General features: G+C 63.6%; 18 protein-coding genes and 2 tRNA genes. 16 read left to right on the plus strand and 4 right to left on the minus strand.

From position 1 onward, the window contains the following. The first annotated feature begins 219 nt into the window (after positions 1–219). Positions 220–1,095: a cytochrome c oxidase assembly protein gene (locus ASC45_RS10085; RefSeq protein WP_055450924.1), complete on the plus strand. Its 876-nt coding sequence runs from the start codon at positions 220–222 to the stop codon at positions 1,093–1,095. A gap of 20 nt (positions 1,096–1,115) precedes the next feature. Here ASC45_RS10085 and rnr read toward each other — a convergent pair whose 3' ends face one another. Beyond that, positions 1,116–3,512 carry a ribonuclease R gene (rnr, locus tag ASC45_RS10090; RefSeq protein ID WP_072243034.1) on the minus strand — a complete coding sequence of 799 codons (2,397 nt, stop codon included), beginning with the start codon at positions 3,510–3,512 and terminating at the stop codon, positions 1,116–1,118. A gap of 89 nt (positions 3,513–3,601) precedes the next feature. Here rnr and ASC45_RS10095 point away from each other — a divergent pair. From ASC45_RS10095 to ASC45_RS10150, 12 genes are all read left to right on the plus strand, one after another. Further along, positions 3,602–3,686: transfer RNA gene (locus tag ASC45_RS10095), tRNA-Leu, on the plus strand. Between the two features lie 77 nt (positions 3,687–3,763). Next, a tRNA-Leu gene (locus tag ASC45_RS10100) sits at positions 3,764–3,850 on the plus strand. 173 nt (positions 3,851–4,023) lie between these two features. Beyond that, positions 4,024–5,247, plus strand: a complete 1,224-nt coding sequence (locus tag ASC45_RS10105) for a tyrosine-type recombinase/integrase (RefSeq protein WP_055450925.1) — start codon at positions 4,024–4,026, stop codon at positions 5,245–5,247. A gap of 119 nt (positions 5,248–5,366) precedes the next feature. Continuing rightward, positions 5,367–5,837 carry a JAB domain-containing protein gene (locus ASC45_RS10110; RefSeq protein ID WP_055450926.1) on the plus strand — a complete coding sequence of 157 codons (471 nt, stop codon included), beginning with the start codon at positions 5,367–5,369 and terminating at the stop codon, positions 5,835–5,837. 105 nt (positions 5,838–5,942) lie between these two features. After that, positions 5,943–6,722: a hypothetical protein gene (locus ASC45_RS10115; protein WP_055450927.1), complete on the plus strand. Its 780-nt coding sequence runs from the start codon at positions 5,943–5,945 to the stop codon at positions 6,720–6,722. A 122-nt stretch (positions 6,723–6,844) separates the two neighbouring features. Next, complete coding sequence (locus ASC45_RS10120; RefSeq protein WP_055450928.1) at positions 6,845–7,090, plus strand: helix-turn-helix transcriptional regulator; 246 nt, start codon at positions 6,845–6,847, stop codon at positions 7,088–7,090. After that, entirely contained in the window at positions 7,090–7,374 is a 285-nt protein-coding gene (locus ASC45_RS10125) for a hypothetical protein (protein ID WP_055450929.1), read from the plus strand. The genes ASC45_RS10120 and ASC45_RS10125 overlap by 1 nt, the downstream gene beginning before the upstream one ends. After that, entirely contained in the window at positions 7,367–8,209 is an 843-nt protein-coding gene (locus ASC45_RS10130) for a toprim domain-containing protein (protein ID WP_167344850.1), read from the plus strand. The genes ASC45_RS10125 and ASC45_RS10130 overlap by 8 nt, the downstream gene beginning before the upstream one ends. Next, positions 8,202–9,821: a hypothetical protein gene (locus ASC45_RS10135; protein ID WP_055450930.1), complete on the plus strand. Its 1,620-nt coding sequence runs from the start codon at positions 8,202–8,204 to the stop codon at positions 9,819–9,821. The genes ASC45_RS10130 and ASC45_RS10135 overlap by 8 nt, the downstream gene beginning before the upstream one ends. 199 nt (positions 9,822–10,020) lie before the next feature. Then, positions 10,021–10,641 (plus strand): MerR family transcriptional regulator, encoded by a 621-nt coding sequence (locus ASC45_RS10140; RefSeq protein WP_055450931.1) that lies wholly within the window; start codon positions 10,021–10,023, stop codon positions 10,639–10,641. Continuing rightward, entirely contained in the window at positions 10,634–10,927 is a 294-nt protein-coding gene (locus tag ASC45_RS10145) for a hypothetical protein (protein ID WP_055450932.1), read from the plus strand. The genes ASC45_RS10140 and ASC45_RS10145 overlap by 8 nt, the downstream gene beginning before the upstream one ends. A gap of 234 nt (positions 10,928–11,161) precedes the next feature. Then, positions 11,162–13,030: a phage major capsid protein gene (locus ASC45_RS10150; protein WP_055450933.1), complete on the plus strand. Its 1,869-nt coding sequence runs from the start codon at positions 11,162–11,164 to the stop codon at positions 13,028–13,030. Positions 13,031–13,335: 305 nt separating this feature from the next. Here the strand turns inward: ASC45_RS10150 and murB are convergent, their stop codons facing one another. After that, positions 13,336–14,361 carry a UDP-N-acetylmuramate dehydrogenase gene (gene murB, locus ASC45_RS10155; RefSeq protein WP_082454360.1) on the minus strand — a complete coding sequence of 342 codons (1,026 nt, stop codon included), beginning with the start codon at positions 14,359–14,361 and terminating at the stop codon, positions 13,336–13,338. A gap of 42 nt (positions 14,362–14,403) precedes the next feature. Here murB and ASC45_RS10160 point away from each other — a divergent pair, with 42 nt between their 5' ends. Then, on the plus strand, positions 14,404–14,889 hold the full coding sequence (locus ASC45_RS10160; protein ID WP_055450934.1) for a YajQ family cyclic di-GMP-binding protein: 486 nt from the start codon (positions 14,404–14,406) through the stop codon (positions 14,887–14,889). A 9-nt stretch (positions 14,890–14,898) separates the two neighbouring features. On the opposite strand, the gene plsY is transcribed toward ASC45_RS10160, so the two are convergent. Together plsY and ASC45_RS10170 are read right to left on the minus strand one after the other, a co-directional pair. Continuing rightward, entirely contained in the window at positions 14,899–15,531 is a 633-nt protein-coding gene (gene plsY, locus ASC45_RS10165; RefSeq protein ID WP_055450935.1) for a glycerol-3-phosphate 1-O-acyltransferase PlsY, read from the minus strand. Between the two features lie 68 nt (positions 15,532–15,599). Beyond that, positions 15,600–16,094: an aminoacyl-tRNA deacylase gene (locus tag ASC45_RS10170; RefSeq protein WP_055450936.1), complete on the minus strand. Its 495-nt coding sequence runs from the start codon at positions 16,092–16,094 to the stop codon at positions 15,600–15,602. Between the two features lie 39 nt (positions 16,095–16,133). Between ASC45_RS10170 and ASC45_RS10175 the strand changes: the two genes are divergently transcribed. Further along, the gene (locus tag ASC45_RS10175) at positions 16,134–16,985 is read left to right on the plus strand and encodes a 3',5'-nucleoside bisphosphate phosphatase (RefSeq protein ID WP_055451086.1); all 852 of its coding nucleotides are present in this window, start codon (positions 16,134–16,136) and stop codon (positions 16,983–16,985) included. A gap of 9 nt (positions 16,986–16,994) precedes the next feature. Then, positions 16,995–17,630: an L-threonylcarbamoyladenylate synthase gene (locus ASC45_RS10180; RefSeq protein WP_055450937.1), complete on the plus strand. Its 636-nt coding sequence runs from the start codon at positions 16,995–16,997 to the stop codon at positions 17,628–17,630. Positions 17,631–17,699 lie beyond the last annotated feature (69 nt).

Raw genomic sequence — 17,699 nt, forward strand, 5'->3', positions numbered from 1 at the left:
CCAGGGACGACCGGCGCGCGGTGAGCTGCTCCGGGCTACGCCCTTCGCAGCTCACCGCTTCAAAGACTTACACCACGCCAGGGGACATTACCTCCGCCTGCTCAACCCGGCTTCCTGCCGGGTTTTTCATGTCTTGCCCATGTCGTGACCAATCTGAGCCCTGACCACGCTACAGTGCGGTATTCGTCTTCGGTTGATTCTGTCTTTCCGTTTTCCGGCATGGATGCCCTGTTGCGCTGGTTCATACCCTGGGAACTGTCCCCGACCGCCCTCTTCCTGCTGGCGGCGGCGGCAGTCATCTACGTCCGCGGTTGCCGCAGAAGACGGACCTCGATTTCGCGACAGATTCGCTTCTGGCTCGGCTGGGTGTTGATGTGGCAGGCCTTTCAGACCCGGTGGGATTACTACGCCGAACATCAGTTTTTTGTGCATATCAGCCAGCAGCTTTCGCTGCATGATTTTGCCCCTCTGCTCATCATGTGGAGCTATCCGCTGAGCACCCTGCGCGCTGGCATTCCGCTGCACTGGCGCCTTCGCTGGCTGAGGCCGCTGAATCGCTCGGTCGTGGTTCGGGGCATCAAGGTGGTGATGTTCAATCCGCTGTTTGCCGCCGTCCTGTTTGGCGGCATGGCCTTGCTCTGGCTGATTCCGTCGTTTCACCCCTTCGTCATGCTCAACGCGCCCACCTACCGCTTGATGAACTGGAGCATGGCACTCGATGGTCTGTTGTTCTGGTGGCTTGTTCTGGACACACGGCCTAGTCCGCCTGCACACCTGTCTCCGGGCAAGCGCGTTTTGTTGCCTTTGCTGGCGATGCTGCCGACCATGGTGTGGGGCGCCATTCTCGCCCTGAGCATGACCGACTATTACCCGATCTACGAGATTTGCGGCAGAGCGCTGAACCTTGATCCGCTGACTGACCAACATCTGGGTGGCCTGATCCTGTGGATTCCAGGATCGTTCGCCATGGTGCTGGCCAGCATGATCGCGCTTCGCCACTGGATGCGCCTCTCTGACAGGGGGCGCCTCAAGAAGCGGGGCTCGGGCCAAGCCGCTGGGTCCGCTGTTGCGCCGATCACCCCGCCCGCCGTCTAACCTTGCCGGAGCCTTGAGCCTCAGCGCGATCTCTTGCGCGAACCGCCGGGCTGCACCGCCTTGCGCGCAGCCGAAGTCTTGCCCTTGCCTGCCTTGCCTTTGGATACGGCCGTTGCAGAGGTTTTGACCGGCGCCTCGGCGGTGCGACGGGCATTTTTGCCAGCCGACTTCGTCGCACCATGGGTCGAAGCCCGGGACTTGCGCACACCCGAAGACATCTGCGGATTCAGCGCGAAGACGTCTTCATCCACCCCCTTGATCTCACCGGAGGTAGGCAGCGGCTTGTTGGACGGCATGGCTTTGCCGCCCTCACGCACCATGCGAAAGTCGATCTTCCTGCCGTCGAGATCGACGCGACTGACCTGCACGAGCAGACGTCCTCCCAGGGCATAGCGAATGCCGGTGCGCTCTCCGCGCAGTTCACCCCGAGCCTCGTCGTAGCGAAAATAATCGGCACCGATCTCGGATACGTGAACAAGCCCTTCGACGAACAGCGCGTCCAACTGCACGAACAAACCGAAACTGGTTACTGCGGTGATCGTTCCCGCATATTCCTCGCCCAGTTTGTCGCGCATGTACCAGCATTTCAACCAGCTCTCGACATCCCGGCTGGCTTCGTCCGCCCGGCGCTCGTTGGCGGAACAATGAACTCCCACCGCTTCCCAGATCGGCATGTCCTTGGCCTGCTGCTTGCTCACAGGCGCAGCAGGTGCCACGCTGCCGGCCTGACGCTGCGGCACACGGCGTGCGTTCTGCTCACCGCGATTGAGCGCAATGCGCTCGCTGAACTTCGGGGTGTAGTGCGAACCATGCAGAATGGCCTTGATGCCCCGGTGCGTGAGCAGATCCGGATAACGCCGAATCGGACTGGTGAAGTGGGTATAAGCCGGGTACGCCAGGCCGAAATGCCCGCTGTTATGCGGCGTGTAGATCGCCTGCTGCATGGAGCGCAAAAGAAGTGTCTGGATCTGCAAAGCATCGGGCCTGTCCTCGATGGACTGCGCCAAAGCCTGATAGTCGGCCGGTTCAGGCGTGCCCTTGCTGCCCAAGGTGAGCCCGAGATTGCGCAGCAAGGTACGCAAGGTCTCAAGTTTCTCGGGCGTCGGCCCTTCATGCACCCTGTAGAGCGCAAGCTGCTTGTTTCGTTGCAGAAAATCGGCGGCACATACATTGGCCGACAGCATGCACTCCTCGATGAGACGGTGCGCGTCGTTTCGATGCCTTGGCACGATCGCCTCGATTTTGCCCGCCGCATTGACCACGATCTGCGTCTCGGGAATGTCGAGATCAAGGGCGCCCCGAACCTGACGGGATTTCAGCAGCGCATGAAACACCGCATGCAGATTGAGCAGATGAGGCACCAGCGGCGCACGCTCGCGCGCCAGCTTGCCCGCCGTATTCGACAGGATGTCCGCAACCTCCGTGTAGGTCAGCCTGGCCTGCGAGCGCATGACCGCGGGATAGAACTGATAGGCCTTGAGTTCTCCCTGCGCAGTGATCAGCATGTCGCACACCATGCACAGCCGATCTACCTGCGGATTGAGCGAACACAGGCCGTTGCTCAACTTCTCCGGCAGCATGGGGATGACTCGCCTGGGGAAGTACACCGAGGTCGCACGTTCCAGCGCGTCCGCATCCAGTTCGGTGCCCTCGCGCACATAGTGCGACACGTCGGCGATGGCCACCAGCAGCCGCCAGCCCTTGCTGCGGCCTACCTTCGCGGGCTCGCAATACACCGCATCGTCAAAATCGCGCGCATCCTCGCCGTCGATGGTGACGAGCGCCACATCGCGCAAATCGATCCGTCCCGCCGAATCCGCATCGCGAACAGCGTCGGGCAGAGCCGCGCTCTCCCTTGATGCGCCGTCCGAAAAAACATGCGGCACACCGTACTTGCGCACCGCAATCTCGATTTCCATCCCGGGGTCGTCGAGTTCCCCGAGCACTTCCAGCACCCGCCCCACCGGTTGCACGTTCGGCAAAGGCGGCTGAGTGATCTCCGCACTCACGACCTGCCCCGGTCGCGCCTTGCCAACGGCATCCGGCGAGATCAGGATGTCCTGCACGTAGCGCTTGTCTTCCGGCGCCAGCAACCACGCCCCCCCCTCCTGCAACAAACGTCCGATGATGGGCCGCGTGCTGCGCTCCAGAATGGCGATGATCTGCCCCTCCGTTCGTCCCCGGCGATCGGGCTTGCCCACCCTCACGCGCACCCTGTCCAGATGCAGCACCGTTCGCATCTGCTGGGGCGGGAGATAAACATCCGGGCCGCCGTCGTCCGGCGTGACAAACCCATGACCATCGCGATGACCGCGCACGATACCTTCAACAATCACGGAAGATCCTTTTTTTGGCTGCTCGACGCAGCGTTGCGGCTCAGGCGCCGCAGGGAGATGAAACTTGGCATTGTTCTGCATCGCATTATCACCGCCAACCGGGAATAGCCTGAAATTGCGCACCAAGTCTTTACAGCCAAATTCATTATGCTAAGATGACACCTTTCGCTGCCCAGATGGCGGAATTGGTAGACGCACTAGTTTCAGGTACTAGCGCTGTGAGGCGTGGAGGTTCGAGTCCTCTTCTGGGCACCAAATCAATGAAGCAAGCACAGACGGGGGATTTCGATTCCCCGTTTTGCTTTGTGTCAGGCACAAAGCCTGAACTCCCGGCCGGGATGGCGGAATCGGTAGACGCAGTGGACTCAAAATCCACCGCCCTTAAAAGCGTGCGGGTTCGAGTCCCGCTCCCGGCACCACTTGATTGTTCACCGTTGTTCGCTAACGGCCGGAAATCCTAAGGAAAACAAGGGATTCCGGCCGTTTTTCTTTCATAGCTGTTCGCCGTTGGTTGTTTGCATCCGGGGGCAAATAGGGGCAAGAATGGGGGCATGTCCCCACCCCGTGGGGGCAAGCTGGAGAAAAACTCACCATGCCCCTCACAGATACAGCCATCCGAAACGCCAAGCCGGGCGCCAAAGCCGTGAAGCTCTTCGACGGTGGAGGCCTCTATCTCGAAGTCACGCCGGCCGGGGGCAAGCTCTGGCGCCTCAAGTATCGACATGGGGGCAAGGAAAAGCGCCTTGCCTTGGGGGCATATCCGGTCATTGGCCTGCGCGATGCCCGTGATCGGCGCGACGCGGCCAAGCGCCAGCTCGCGGACGGTATAGACCCAGGCGCGGCCCGCCAGATCGAAAAAATCAGGGTTGCGCAGCTCGCGGCGGATTCTTTCGAGGCCGTCCTGGGCGACTTTGCCGCGACACACCTCAAAGCCAAGAGCGAGACGTACCGGACACATTTTCTGAGCCGGATGGAGCGCCTGGTGCTGCCCTACCTAGGCAGCCGCCCTGTGGCGGAGATTTCCGCCCCCGAAGTGCTGGCCGTGGTGCGCCGCATCGAGCAACGGGGGTTATCCGACACGGCGCACCGCACCCTGCAGAACATCGGTCAGGTGTGCCGGTTCGCGGTGGCAACGGCCCGCGCGACTGCCGACCCGACCGCCTCCCTGCGCGGCGCACTGGCTCCGCACAGAGAAACGCATCAGCCCGCGCCGGCCGACGACCCCGCCGCAGTGGGCGCCATACTGCGCGCGATGGATGCCTTCAAAGGCGGCGCTGTGGTCGGTTCGGCCCTGCGTCTGCTGCCGATGGTGTTTGTACGCCCTGGCGAGCTGCGCAAGGCTCGGTGGGAGCAGATCGACCTCGACGCCGCGGAGTGGAAATTCCATGCCACAAAAACCGAGGTTGATCACCTGGTACCGCTCAGCACACAGGCCGTTGCCATCCTGCGCGACCTCAAGCTCCTGACCGGAAACCTGCGCGGCGGCTGGGTGTTCCCTGGCGGGCGCAGCCCAATGCGCCCCATGAGCGATATGGCGATCAATGCTGCCCTCCGCCGCCTGGGCGTGGACACACGGGCCGAGCTGACCGGCCACGGCTGGCGCGCGGTGGCCCGCACCTTTCTGCACGAGCGCCTGGGCTATCGCCCGGAGGTGATCGAAATGCAGCTCGCGCATGCAGTGCCCGACACGCTCGGCCGGGCCTACAACCGCACCCGTTTTTCCGACGAGCGCAAGGCGATGATGCAGGCATGGAGCAACTATTTGGACAAACTCAAGGCCGGCGCGGAGGTGATTCAACTGCCTGGCGCTGCCTGATTGCAACCGCGCCCGGCGGTTCCGGGCAAAAAAGGCGGGACGTGCAGCGCGCCAACGCTGCGCGCCCCTGACCACGAGGTGCACATTAGAGGTGCGACAACATGGCTACTGCATATCCTATGCCGGCGCTTGATCCGGCCGTCTACACCGCTCGCGAGGTGGCAACCATTCGGCGCAGCATGCGCCTGCTGGAGCGCGGCCTGCGCAGCGGCTCGCCGGTTCTTGGATCGCCAATAGCGGCGGGCGCCTATCTGCGCCTGTGGATCGGAGCAGCAGATCGTGAAATCTTCGCGGCCCTGTTTCTCGACACACAGAATCGGCTGATCGAGGCCGAGGAGCTTTTTCGCGGCACCTTGGCGGAGACTAGCGTTTACCCGCGCGAGGTTCTGCGCTTCGCCTTGCGCCACAACGCCGCGTCGGTTCTGCTGGCACACAACCACCCAAGCGGAGCAGCGGAGCCCTCGGTGGCGGACCGGACGCTGACCACGGCCCTGCGCGACGCCCTTGCCCTGGTCGATGTGCGCGTGGCGGATCATCTGATCGTCACCCGCAGCGCCACGTACTCCTTTGCGGATCATGGGCTGCTCTGACAGCCGATAGCATTGTTTTGCCCGGCCTAGGTTTGGCCGCCGAAAACCTGCCGCCCCTGGGCAGGCTGGCCGGGCACCCATACAGGGCCGCGCAGTGGGAGCGCAATGATGGCACGCATCCATCCCGCCTTTGAGCAAGTGAAGCGCCACCTAGAGGCGCAGGGAAAGCTTGACGATCCTCGCGTGAAGCAATTCTTCGAACAAAGCGAGCTGCAGGATTTTTGGGACCTATCGGGCTCCACCCTGCGCCAAGCGCAGGACATCGACGCTCAGCTTGATGAGGCCACCAACTTTGTCGGCGCTTTTCTAACGCCCTACTGGATTGGAATTGGCGTTTCGGACACCAGAAAAACGGATGCCCCTAGGTCTTTCAAGGGGCAGCTTCTCAAGGCCATCTCGGACGCTGGCCCACGTAGAAAACGGGCCGCCGATCTGGCCGAAAAACTTGCTGCGGAGTTGGACGCGCTGGAGGGAAGTCCAGACGCGCCGGACGCCTTGCGCCTGTGGCTGTTCGCCGCGACGCACCTGCCGAATATGGAGGTGGCGGCACCTGGTGGAACCGTCCGTCTCATCCCGACATCCTCCGCCCTGCTATCGCTGGCTGAAGAGTTGAAAACTCCGATTGTCGTCTCCGAGGCATGGCTAAATGGCTCACAAAAAATCGGCTGGTGGGATTGGTTGAGCGCGGCCATCGATAACCTTTGCGAGACCGAGGAATTCACTGAAGTCTGCTTCAAAGTACGTGATGAGGATTGGTGGAACATCGCGAAAGTGCTTTTTGGCAACGATCACCACGAGCTGATCGACCTCGACAGCGCGAAAAAAGAAATCGCCAAAGTGAAAAAGCGAGTCGCACGGGCCCGTAACCCCGGCCGAAAGAATTAACGCAACAAAAGGCCCGCAACAGAGCGGATCGTTATTCCATCCAATAGCGCAAAACGCACCCTTAACAGCCGTATCTGCGGACGCGAAGATTCGCCCCAGTCCTTACCACAACTGGAGCAATCATGTCGCGCACATCGCCCCACAAGTCCGCCCCCACGGTCGCCCCGGCGGCCTTCAACATTCACCCGGATGCGCTTATCCGGCGCAAGCAAATCCTCGGAGCTGATGGCAACCCGCCGTTGCTTGCGATTGGCGCAACAAAGTTTCATGCGTTGATCGCCGAAGGCCGGCTGCCAAAGCCGCGCAAGATCGGTAGCGCCAGCTTTTGGCGCGTCGGCGACCTGCTCGACGCCATCGCGCGGCTGTGATGGTCAGCGATCCAGCCAAGCGCGATCTGTGGAAGCGGCGCATTGGCGCCTCGATCAAGCGTGTGCACATCCTCCGTCAGGCCAGGGCATACCAGCACGGGATGCCCCTGCATCTGTTGCGCCAACTGCGGGACCTGGTTCACGCGGCCAAGCACGCTCGCGGCGATAGGTTCGAGCATCGCGGGCTCGGCTACGTGATCCAGCGCCGCGCCATTTTCGATCGCTTGGAATTGGAGGACGGGACCTTCGTGTGTGGACTCGGCGGGGGGATTTTCCGTGACTGACGCCCCGCCCTTCGACGTCGCCGGCCTGCGTGTCGGCGAAAACCGCCTGCCCTGCCCGCAGTGCGACCGTGGCCCCAAAGACAAAGCCCTGGCCGTTCGGCGCGAGGCGGACGGCCGCGTGGTGTGGCGCTGCCACCGCTGCGGCTGGTCCGGCGCAAGTGGCCGTGAAACTCGGCCCGCAGCACCACCGCCAAGGCCAGCCAAGCCCGAGCGCCACACCGATGGCCTGGCACCGTGGGCCGCCAAGGAATGGGCCGCAGCGCAGCCGCTGCATGGCGCCGCCCGCGACTACCTGAAGGCGCGCGCCTGCTGCATTCCGCCCGAGGGCTCGCACCTGCGCTGCAACCCGGCATTGCGCCATCCAACCGGCTACACCGGGCCCGGCCTAGTCGCGCTGGTGACGGATGCGCTGACCGGCCAGCCTTGCTCGATTCACCGCACCTGGGTGCTCGCCAGCGGTGAGAAGGCGCCCATCGACACGCCGCGCCTGCTGGCCGCCGGCCATCGCAAGGCGGGCGGCGTGATCCGCCTGTTTCCCCGCGAGAAGGGGCAGCCGCTTGGCGTTGCCGAGGGCATTGAAACTGCGCTGAGCTTGGCCTGGGCCGAGGTTCCTGTGTGGGCGGCCATCGACGCCGGCAACCTGGCGCAATTTCCTGTCCTGCCCGGCGTGCCCGAGCTGTTGATCGCGGAGGACGCCGACGCCGCAGGCGAGGCGGCATCGGCCGAATGCGCCGCGCGCTGGCGCGCTGCTGGCCGCCGCACGCGCCTGGTCCGTCCCGATCCAGGCGACAACGATTTGAACGATTCCGCGAGGGCCTATGCCGGTCATGAGTGATCCCATCCCCGACAAGATCCGCGCGCTGGTGGACGGCGCACAAAGCGGCGAGGCCGATCTGCGCCGCGATTTCATTGCCGGCGAGGACAACCTCGGCGATTTGGTGGACGCCTGCCTGGCCGGCTTCGCGGCGCAGCAACCCCCGGTCCTATTCCGCCGCGGCACCGAGATCGTGGCCGTCGAACGATCCGCCGCAGCCAGCCCGCGCGCCCACTATCGCGGCGCGGCTGGGTCGCTGGTTGTCCGGTCGGTCGATGTGCCGCGCATGATGACGGAGCTCGCTCGGCTGTTCACCTTCTCGCGCCGACGAAAGGACGGCACCCTGGCGCCTTGCAATCCTCCGCCCGGCCTGGCCGCGTCGTTGTTATCGAGCGGAGGCGCTGGACTGCCGGTGCTGACGGGTCTCAGCTCGCATCCAAGCTTCGCAGACGGGCGGGTGATGGATCGCCCAGGCTATGACGCCAAGACCGGCTTGCTGCTCGATTTTGGCCGCCTGCGCCTGCCACCCATCCCGGCCGCGCCGACGCGCGACGATGGCCTGGCCGCGCTGGAGCAAGTCGCCGAGGTTGTTTCTGAGTTTCCGTTCGCGACCGAGACCGACAGGGCGGTGGCGCTGGCCTATGCACTCACCCTGCTGCAGCGTCGAATGATCGACGGGGCGCCATATTTCTTGATTACGGCACCCACCCCGGGGACCGGAAAAACCCTGCTGGCGACAACAATGCCGCGCCTTGTTCAAGGCCATGATCCGGCAATTCAAGCCTTTCCGCATGACGACGCGGAAATGAACAAAACGCTGTTCGCGGCCTTGGCTGATGGGCAATCCGCGTTGCTCTTCGATAACGTGAACGGGTTTTTTAAATCCGAAACGCTGTGCGTCTCGGCAACGGCCGCGACGATGCGCCAGCGAGTGCTGGGCCTCTCGAAAACCGTTGAGGTCTCCACGGCCGCAACTATCTGCCTCACAGGAAATAACAGTCAGCCAGCGGCGGATGTCGCGGAACGCGTGCTGCTGTGTCGGCTCGATGCTCGCGCCGAACATCCGGAGAACAGGGCATTCAGCCGGAACCTCTTTGCGTGGGTAGAGCAAGAGCGGCCAAGACTCCTAGCCGCCCTGCTGACATTCCTGCGCGCATACACCATCGCCGACGACAAGCCCGCCTTAAAGCCCTGGCGCGGAACGATGTTCACGGAATGGAACGACGCGGTGCGTGGGCCATTGGTGTGGGCTGGATACCCCGACCCCCTCGACGCCTTGGATGCGACACGGGAGGAAGACCCGGCCCGCGTGGCGCTGGCGAACTTGTTGTCAACCTGGCATGCCGAATTCGGCGGCCACCCGCAAACCGTTCGAGATGTGCTCGGCCGCGCTATCGACCGGGCCGCTGCTGGCGACTTCGAGCTGCGCGACGCCATTGCCGAGGTTGCGGGCGACCGCAGCGGCGAGTTGTCCGCCATCCGCATGGGTAAGTACTTGAAAACACATGCCGAGCGAATTGTCTCCGGGATGGAGTTCAGGCGCGGCAACCTCTATGCAGGGTCGGTTCGGTGGCTTGTTGATCTGCAGTCGGATGGTGGGGATGGTGTGAATGGTGGGGGTTCTACAGCCTAAGCGCAGGACAAATCATGAAAAACATACTCGGACTGGCTGAACAACTGCCACCAACCTCAACCATCCCCACCAAGCGTTGCGCAACTGTGGCGAGTCGGTCGGGTCCTTCCGGCCTTGGCGCAACACGGGTACGAAACGGCGCGCTTTCGCTGGTGTGTGAGCTTGCTGCACAAACGCAACGCAACGACAGGTGGACGCCATGACTGACCTTAACTCCATCGCCCAAACAAACGCCGCATTCGGCGGACTGTTCCCCGACGCGCCCGCGCTTGACGCCGCCCAGGTTCGCCTACGCCCTGCGGACCTGGCGCGCATGCTCAAGGTGAGCCGTCAAGCGGTGAGCCAATGGATCGCCGCCGGAAAGCTGCGTCTCGATGCGGACGGCCGCGTCAGCGCGGCCAGCGCTGTGCGGCAGTTGGTCCAGCACCACCCGGAACGCCTGCGCGCCTCTGCCCTGGCGCCAGTGGTGCGTGAGATGCACGACCTCCGGCTGCGCGTTGCTGACCTGGAGCGCGACCTGGCCGCCGCCCGCGCCGACGCCGAGTTTCACAGCGGCGCAGTTGAGGAACTGATCGAGCAGCAGACCGAGCTGATGCGCCAGCTCATGACCTGGCGCGAAACCTTATCCAGCATGCCAGCCGATGTGATCGTGGATGCCGTGCGGCACTGGCTGAGCGTGTTTCTTGACCCCTGTTCACCCGCAGATCCCTCGACCGTCCGCCTGGTGGGCATCGCTACCACCTTGCGCGACAGCGTCGAAGGGGAGACGGGACTTCCCCGGCCGAATGCGGCCAACAACCTGGAGCCTGACCATGACTGACCAAACCCCTATTGCCCCGCCGATTCCTGTGCCGGGCTTTCTGCGTAGCGCCCCGGTGAAAGCCTGGCGCAGCCCCGCCGGCATCTGGTTTCTTCGCAGCGAGGAACTGCAGGTGGGCGGCATCTTGCGCCTGGCTGCCGAACCGCACGAAAGCCGCTGGGTGCTCTACACCCCGTGCGACGCCGACGAGTGGGCCGGCATCCTGCAAGGGCTGGCTGAGGGCCTCCAGTCCATGCTGGACCAGGCCATAGCGGCAACGCCCGCGGCAAACGAAAAGCCGTTGTGACCTCTTGCGAAAATTGCTTAATGCGGATATGCTCGACCCTGTTTCGAGCCTCTGCACGCAGGCTCGCCCTGGAGGTCTGGCATAGCTCCGCGCTGCCAACCAACCGGCGAGACCTTCGCGAAGGTGGGAGCGCCAAAAGGCGACTGGACAGAAACGTGGCGGCCCTTCGGGCCTGTTGCGCTGCTGCCGGTCGCTTTTTTGTTGCCGGTTGCGCGCGGTAATGGAGCCAACCCCATGACGCAACAAACTCGCGAACTCGCCATCGGCCAGCCGGACGCCAAGGCGCGCACGGTTCCTGTGGTGCTGTCGACCGAGACGCCTGTGGACCGTGGCGACTTCGTGGAAGTGCTCGACCACTCCACCTGGGCCAGCATTGACCTGTCACGGGCACCCCTGCCGCTGATCGAATCCCACGATCAGCGGCAATTGCCCATTGGCAGGGTGGACGGCCTGCGGCTGGAAGGTCGAAAGCTGCGCGGCATTGCCCGCTTCGGCACCTCACAGCGCGCCCAGGAAGTCTTCCAAGACGTGCTTGACGGCACGGTGCGCAGCGTGTCCATCGCCTACGAATACACAGGCAACCCCACTCGGCAGGGCGACGGCGCCCTGCGTTTCCCATTTCGCCCGCTCGAAGTGTCGGCCGTCAGTGTGCCGGCCGATCCTGCCGCGGGCTTCTTTCGGAGCTACCCCATGACCATCGATGAAACCGTGGAACCGATCACCACGCTCACCCGTTCGCAACGCCGCGCCATCCGAGCCGACGAAGACGGCGAGCGCTCTGCCGTCGAAATGGAACGCCTGCGCGTGACCGAAATCGACGGCATGTGCAATTCCTTCAACATTGAAGCGGACGACCGCATGCGCATGCTGCGCGACGGTGTGTCCGTCAGCGATGCGAAAAAATTCATCCTCGCCCAGCTCGAAGCACGGAGTAAGAGCGTGCAAAGCCTGAGCGGCTACACGCCCGCGGACTGGTATGAAACCAACCCGCAGGCGCGCGAGTTTTCTATCTCGCGCGCCATCATGGCCGCCGCGTCGGGCGACTGGCGCAAAGCGGGGTATGAGCGCGAGGTGTCCGCTGAGATTGGCCGCCGCAGTGGCCGCGATACGAGCGGCTTGTTCATTCCGGTGGGCGCCTTGGCACCGCAGCGGCGTGACGGATACAGCACTTTGACCACTGCGGCCGGTGGTGCTGTCGTCGCAACCGATCTGCTCGGCGGCAGTTTCATCGACGTATTGCGCCCGCGCTGCCGCGTCCTGCAGCTCGGCGCCACCGTGCTGTCGGGCCTGGTCGGCAACGTGGACATTCCCCGCCGCACCGCAGCGGGCCCTGCACAGTGGATCACGGAGGGGCAGTCGCTCACGCAAGGCCAAGGCGCCTTCGACGTGGTGTCCCTGCGCCCGCGGACGGTCGGCTCGATCACCACGATCAGCCGCAATCTGCTCATGCAGGGCACGCCGGATGCGGAAATGCTGGTGCGCGCGGATATGGTGGCCGGCCTGGCCGCTGCCATCGACCTGGCGGCGATCAAGGGCACCGGTGCCGCCGGTCAACCGCTGGGCATCCTCAATCAGGCGGGCATCGGCTCTGTGGCCGGCGGCACCGACGGCGCCGCCATCACCTACGACCACCTCATCGAGTTGGCGGGCGTGGTGGCTGTGGCGAACGCGGACGGCCCTGCGCAGGGTTATCTGCTGAATCCGCAGACCATCACCGCCCTGCTCAAGCTGAAGACCACCCAGGGCGCCTATCTGGTCCCGGTGGGCGCGTCCAATGGCGAGACGGTCGCGCCGGCCGGCGGCGGCTTTGCTCCGGGTTCGGACCGTCCGGCATTCACCGCCCTGGGCTTCCCGGTGGCGGCGTCGTCCAACGTGCCCAGCGATCTGACCAAGGGCGCCGGCACCAACCTCAGCGCCGCCATCTTCGGCAACTGGGCGGACCTGCTGATCGGCGAATGGGGCGTGCTCGAAGTCCTGCCGAACGCCTATGCCAGCGGCGCCTATGAGGCCGGCGCGGTGCAGATCCGGGCGATGCAGACCATCGACATTGCCGTGCGGCACGCGCAGAGCTTCGCGGCGATGAAGGACGCGATCACGTCCTGATGTTTGCAGTACCTCCGTCCGCATACTGGTTCCGGTTGGGGCGGGCGGAGTGGGGAGGCGGTGCGGGCGCGCCGGCCTCCTCTTTTTTTACCTTCAGGGTCAGCACAGCGACTGTGGGGGCAAGATCGGGGGCAAGCGGCTTGCTATAACGCAACAACCCCCTTTCAAATCAATGAAATAGGTGAATTATTCGCCACCCGCTCCCGCACCAAACACAAACGCACCGATACGGCTTTTACGAGCATGAACACGCTGCGTTTGCGCGTTCAGCCTGAGTTGGCCGGGGTGGCCGCCGGGAACTTGATTCACACGATCACAGGTTCTGGCTCAAGGGTCAAGCCGAATTTGCGTCGGACGCTGTCTTGAATGGCGTGCGCCAACGCCAGGATGTCGGCGCCGCTGGCGCCTCCACGGTTGACCAGAACTAGTGCCTGCTGCGCATGCACTCCCGCCTTGCCCAGATCCTGCCCTTTCCAGCCGCAAGCCGCGATCATCCAGGCCGCCGCGAGTTTGTAGGTGCCATCTTCAAGCGGGTAGCTGACGATGTCGGGGTGTTCCTCGAGAATCTCGTTGCGGATGGTTCGGTTGACGACCGGATTCTTGAAGAAGCTCCCTGCGTTGCCCCATTGCGCCGGATCTGGCAATTTGCTGCGACGAATGGCGCACACCGCGTCGAAAATCGTCTGCGGACTGGGCTGGCCTATGCCTTCGCGCTGCAGCCACCGCTCGACATCGGCATACCCGGCGACCGGCACCCAGGGCTTGGGCAATCGCAACCGAATGCCGGTGATTACCGATTTACCCGCAAGTTCGCGCTTGAAGATGCTGTCGCGATAGCCGAAACGGCAATGGGCGGCAGGCAGGGTGGCACTGCGGCCAGTCACGAAATCGACGACATCGACGGATTCGAGCCGGTCGGAGAGTTCCAGGCCGTAGGCACCGATGTTCTGCACCGGAGCTGCGCCTGCCGTTCCGGGAATGAGGGCGAGGTTTTCCAAGCCGCCAAAACCCTGCGCCAGCGTCCAGGTGACAACGTCATGCCACGATTCGCCGCCGCCCACTTCAATCAGGGTGGCGCGGGCGTCATCTTCCACGACGCGAATGCCTCGCACCTCCATCTTGACCACCAAGGCGTCGCAAACGTCCTTGGTGAACAGCACATTGCTACCGCCACCGAGGATGAATTTCGGTGCGCGCCCCAGTTCGGGATGATCGACCACCTGACGCACATCGCGCGCACTTCGAATCCGCACCAGACGTCGGGCTCTTGCCTCGATGCCGAAGGTGTTGAGCGCGCGCAGCGGCACATCGCTTTCAATGTCCAGACTCATAAAATCCCAACGATCAAAATTTCATTATCTTCAGGTTGACCCATGCCTTCATTCGACACCGTTCTCGAACCCGATCTCGTCGAAGTGCGCAATGCGTGCGATCAGGCCGCAAAGGAGATTGCCACGCGCTTCGATTTCAAGGGCAGTTCGGCCCAGGTCGAACAATCCGACAAGACCCTCACGCTGACGGCCGACAGTGAGTTTCAGTTAGGCCAGGTCCGCGACGTGCTGATGGCCAAGGCTGCCAAGCGAAAGATCGATCCCCGCTTCTTCGATCTGGGCAAGATCGAAAAAATCTCGGGCGACAAGGTCAAACAGGTCATCACGGTGAAGTTCGGCATACCGCAGGATCTGGCCAAAAAAATCACCGCAGCCATCAAGGGCTCGAAGCTCAAGCTGACCTCGGCCATACAGGGCGACGTCGTGCGCATCACGGGCGCCAAGCGCGACGATCTGCAAGCCGCCATGGCGCTTCTGCGCAAAGACCTGCAGGAAGCACCGCTGTCGTTCAACAACTTCCGGGACTGATTTTTTCCGCTATTTCTTGCGGCCGATCCGGCTTTCTTCACCGCGCATCAGCTTGCCGATATTGCTCTTGTGGCGCCAGATCAGCAAGGCGCTGACGATCACGAGAGCAAGCAACACGGCCGGATCGGTATTCCACGCCAGCCCACCGCCGAACCAGTAGTAGAACGGCGCAAACACGGCGGCCACCAGCGCAGCCAGCGAGGAGTAGCGGAAAAAGGCTGCCACGATGAGCCAGGTCAGCAAGGTGGCCAGCCCCAGCCAAGGCTGAATCGCCAGCAGCACGCCGGCGGCCGTCGCCACGCCTTTGCCACCCTTGAAGTGGAAAAAAACCGGGTACAGATGGCCAAGAAAAACCGCCACGGCAACCAGCGCCACGCCAGGCGCCCCGAGGCCGAAGCCTGGCCCAATCACCATGGCAAGCCAGACGGCGAGCCAGCCCTTGAAGGCATCGAGAAGCAGGGTGAGGATGGCAGCGGTCTTGTTGCCGCTGCGCAGCACATTAGTCGCGCCCGGATTGCCGGAGCCGTAGGTTCGAGGGTCGGCCATGCCCATGGCCCGGCTCACGAGCACCGCGAACGATAACGACCCCAACAGGTAAGCCAGAGCAGCGAAAAACAGCGCCACGACACTCGATGTATTCATGACAGTGATTGTATTGAGGCGCCCGCAAGCAGCGACCGACCCCACGGTGATTTGGTGTGCAGCCGGGCTCAAGGCGCGGCGAGCGCGCAGTCCACTGGCTGGGCCTTCAGCAGGGTCTCCAGAAGGCCGGGCGCAAGGCCCAGCAGATAGCCTCTACGCCCGCCATTGATGAAAATGCGCTCGAGCCCGAGCACGGATCGCTCGACATAGATCGGCATGGGCTTGCGCAGCCCGAATGGCGAGGTCCCCCCGACCAGATAGCCACTATGCCGCTGCGCCACGTCGGGTTTGCACGGCTCGATGTGCCGCGTGCCGATGACACGGGCCAATTGCTTGGTCGACACCTCGCAGTCGCCGTGCATCAGCACAACCAGCGGCTCAGACTTCTCGTTCTGCATCACCAGCGTCTTGATGACCGAATGCAGCGACAAGCCAAGCGACTCCGCCCCCCAAGAGGCGCCGCCGTGGTCGACGTAGTCGTACACATGCTCGGTGTAGGCGACGCCGTGCTTTTGCAAACACTGTGTGGCCGGTGTTTGACTGACATGATGCGATTTGCCCATCCGGCGGAGTTTAGACGCGCTCCCTACAATGGCGAGGTGATATCACGTTCCCAGCCCCGCAACCCCGACCTGCACTGTCATTCCAACGTGTCGGACGGCACGCTTGCCCCTGATGCGCTGGCGCGGCGGGCCCACGCGCAGGGTGTCGACCTCTGGGCGCTGACCGATCACGATGAACTTGGTGGACTGCTCGAGGCCCGGCGCACGGCCGAGGAACTGGGCATGCGCTTCGTTCCCGGCGTGGAGATCTCGGTCTCGGTTGCGACACAGACGGTTCACATCGTCGCGCTGAACATCGACCCTGAGCATCCGACCCTCATCGACGGCCTACAGCAGATTCGCGCCGGTCGTGACCAGCGCGCCAGGGACATGGCCGCCGCGCTCGAAGACCACTTGGGCATCGAGGGTGTCTACGCAGGAGCCTTGCGCTTTGCCGGAAACCCGGCGCTGTTGTCGCGCACGCACTTCGCTCGGCTTCTGGTGGAACGTGGCATCTGCCATCAGACCCATGAAGTCTTCAGTCGATTTCTCACCCCGGGCAAGCCGGGCTATGTGGAGCACGAATGGGCGAGCCTTGACGACGCGCTGAGTTGGATCAGAGCTGCCGGAGGCATTGCCGTGATCGCCCACCCGGGGCGTTACCGCTTCAGCGCAACCGAAGAATGGGCGCTGCTCGATCGATTCAAATCTCTCGGTGGTCAAGGCATCGAGGTGGTCACGGGCAGCCACACTGCCTCGCAGGCCCGCAAGTACGCCAAGCTCGCGCTGGAGTTCGGCTTCTATGCCTCTCGCGGGTCCGACTTTCATAGCCCCGGTGAAAGCGTTTGCGACCTCGGTCGACTCGCTCCCCTCCCCGTTGATCTCGCCCCCGTCTGGGATCTGCTGCACTGAGACTTTTCCATGGCCCAATACTTCAGCCTGCATCCGGACAACCCCCAGCTTCGACTCATCAAACAAGCCGCCACGGTGCTGCACGCTGGTGGCGTTGCGGCCATCCCGACGGACTCGTCCTACGCCCTGGTGTGCCACCTGGACGACAAAGCCGCCGTGCAGCGCCTGCGGCAGATTCGACAGGTGGACGAGCGCCACCACCTGACCCTGCTGTGCAGCGATCTGTCCGAACTCGGCAACTACGCCCGTGTGGACAACCGCCAGTACCGCATGATCCGGGCCTGCACGCCCGGCCCTTACACCTTCATTCTGGAAGCGACCAAGGAAGTCCCGCGGCGGGTGTCGCATCCCTCGCGCAAGACCATCGGGGTGCGCGTGCCGCAAAACGCCGTGGCCCACACCCTGTTGATGGAAATGGCCCAGCCGCTACTGGCCACGACCTTGATCCTGCCCGGTGACGAAAGCGCGCTCAACGATGCCGCCGACATCCGCGAACGGCTGGAGCATCAGGTCGATCTCGTTCTCGATGCGGGGCCCTGCCCGAGCGAGCCCACCACCGTCGTCGATCTGTGCGGCACCGAGCCCGTGGTGGTGCGCATTGGCCGCGGCCCGCTCGATGCGCTGGGCATTCCGGCCTTGCAGTAGCCGGGTGCATCGCCGCCAGCGCGTGCCCCGTCCCGGCGACCCACACCTCGTCGCATCGCCCTTTCTACA

Origin of the sequence: Thiomonas bhubaneswarensis (assembly GCF_001418255.1) — a bacterium.
Taxonomy (GTDB): domain Bacteria; phylum Pseudomonadota; class Gammaproteobacteria; order Burkholderiales; family Burkholderiaceae_C; genus Thiomonas; species Thiomonas bhubaneswarensis.

Bases quoted from the DNA above. Each gene is read 5' to 3' on its own strand.
- ASC45_RS10085 (WP_055450924.1), top strand. From the start codon at position 220: ATGGATGCCCTGTTGCGCTGGTTCATACCCTGGGAACTGTCCCCGACC.
- rnr (WP_072243034.1), bottom strand. From the start codon at position 3,512: ATGCAGAACAATGCCAAGTTTCATCTCCCTGCGGCGCCTGAGCCGCAA.
- ASC45_RS10105 (WP_055450925.1), top strand. From the start codon at position 4,024: ATGCCCCTCACAGATACAGCCATCCGAAACGCCAAGCCGGGCGCCAAA.
- ASC45_RS10110 (WP_055450926.1), top strand. From the start codon at position 5,367: ATGCCGGCGCTTGATCCGGCCGTCTACACCGCTCGCGAGGTGGCAACC.
- ASC45_RS10115 (WP_055450927.1), top strand. From the start codon at position 5,943: ATGATGGCACGCATCCATCCCGCCTTTGAGCAAGTGAAGCGCCACCTA.
- ASC45_RS10120 (WP_055450928.1), top strand. From the start codon at position 6,845: ATGTCGCGCACATCGCCCCACAAGTCCGCCCCCACGGTCGCCCCGGCG.
- ASC45_RS10125 (WP_055450929.1), top strand. From the start codon at position 7,090: ATGGTCAGCGATCCAGCCAAGCGCGATCTGTGGAAGCGGCGCATTGGC.
- ASC45_RS10135 (WP_055450930.1), top strand. From the start codon at position 8,202: ATGAGTGATCCCATCCCCGACAAGATCCGCGCGCTGGTGGACGGCGCA.
- ASC45_RS10140 (WP_055450931.1), top strand. From the start codon at position 10,021: ATGACTGACCTTAACTCCATCGCCCAAACAAACGCCGCATTCGGCGGA.
- ASC45_RS10145 (WP_055450932.1), top strand. From the start codon at position 10,634: ATGACTGACCAAACCCCTATTGCCCCGCCGATTCCTGTGCCGGGCTTT.
- ASC45_RS10150 (WP_055450933.1), top strand. From the start codon at position 11,162: ATGACGCAACAAACTCGCGAACTCGCCATCGGCCAGCCGGACGCCAAG.
- murB (WP_082454360.1), bottom strand. From the start codon at position 14,361: ATGAGTCTGGACATTGAAAGCGATGTGCCGCTGCGCGCGCTCAACACC.
- ASC45_RS10160 (WP_055450934.1), top strand. From the start codon at position 14,404: ATGCCTTCATTCGACACCGTTCTCGAACCCGATCTCGTCGAAGTGCGC.
- plsY (WP_055450935.1), bottom strand. From the start codon at position 15,531: ATGAATACATCGAGTGTCGTGGCGCTGTTTTTCGCTGCTCTGGCTTAC.
- ASC45_RS10170 (WP_055450936.1), bottom strand. From the start codon at position 16,094: ATGGGCAAATCGCATCATGTCAGTCAAACACCGGCCACACAGTGTTTG.
- ASC45_RS10180 (WP_055450937.1), top strand. From the start codon at position 16,995: ATGGCCCAATACTTCAGCCTGCATCCGGACAACCCCCAGCTTCGACTC.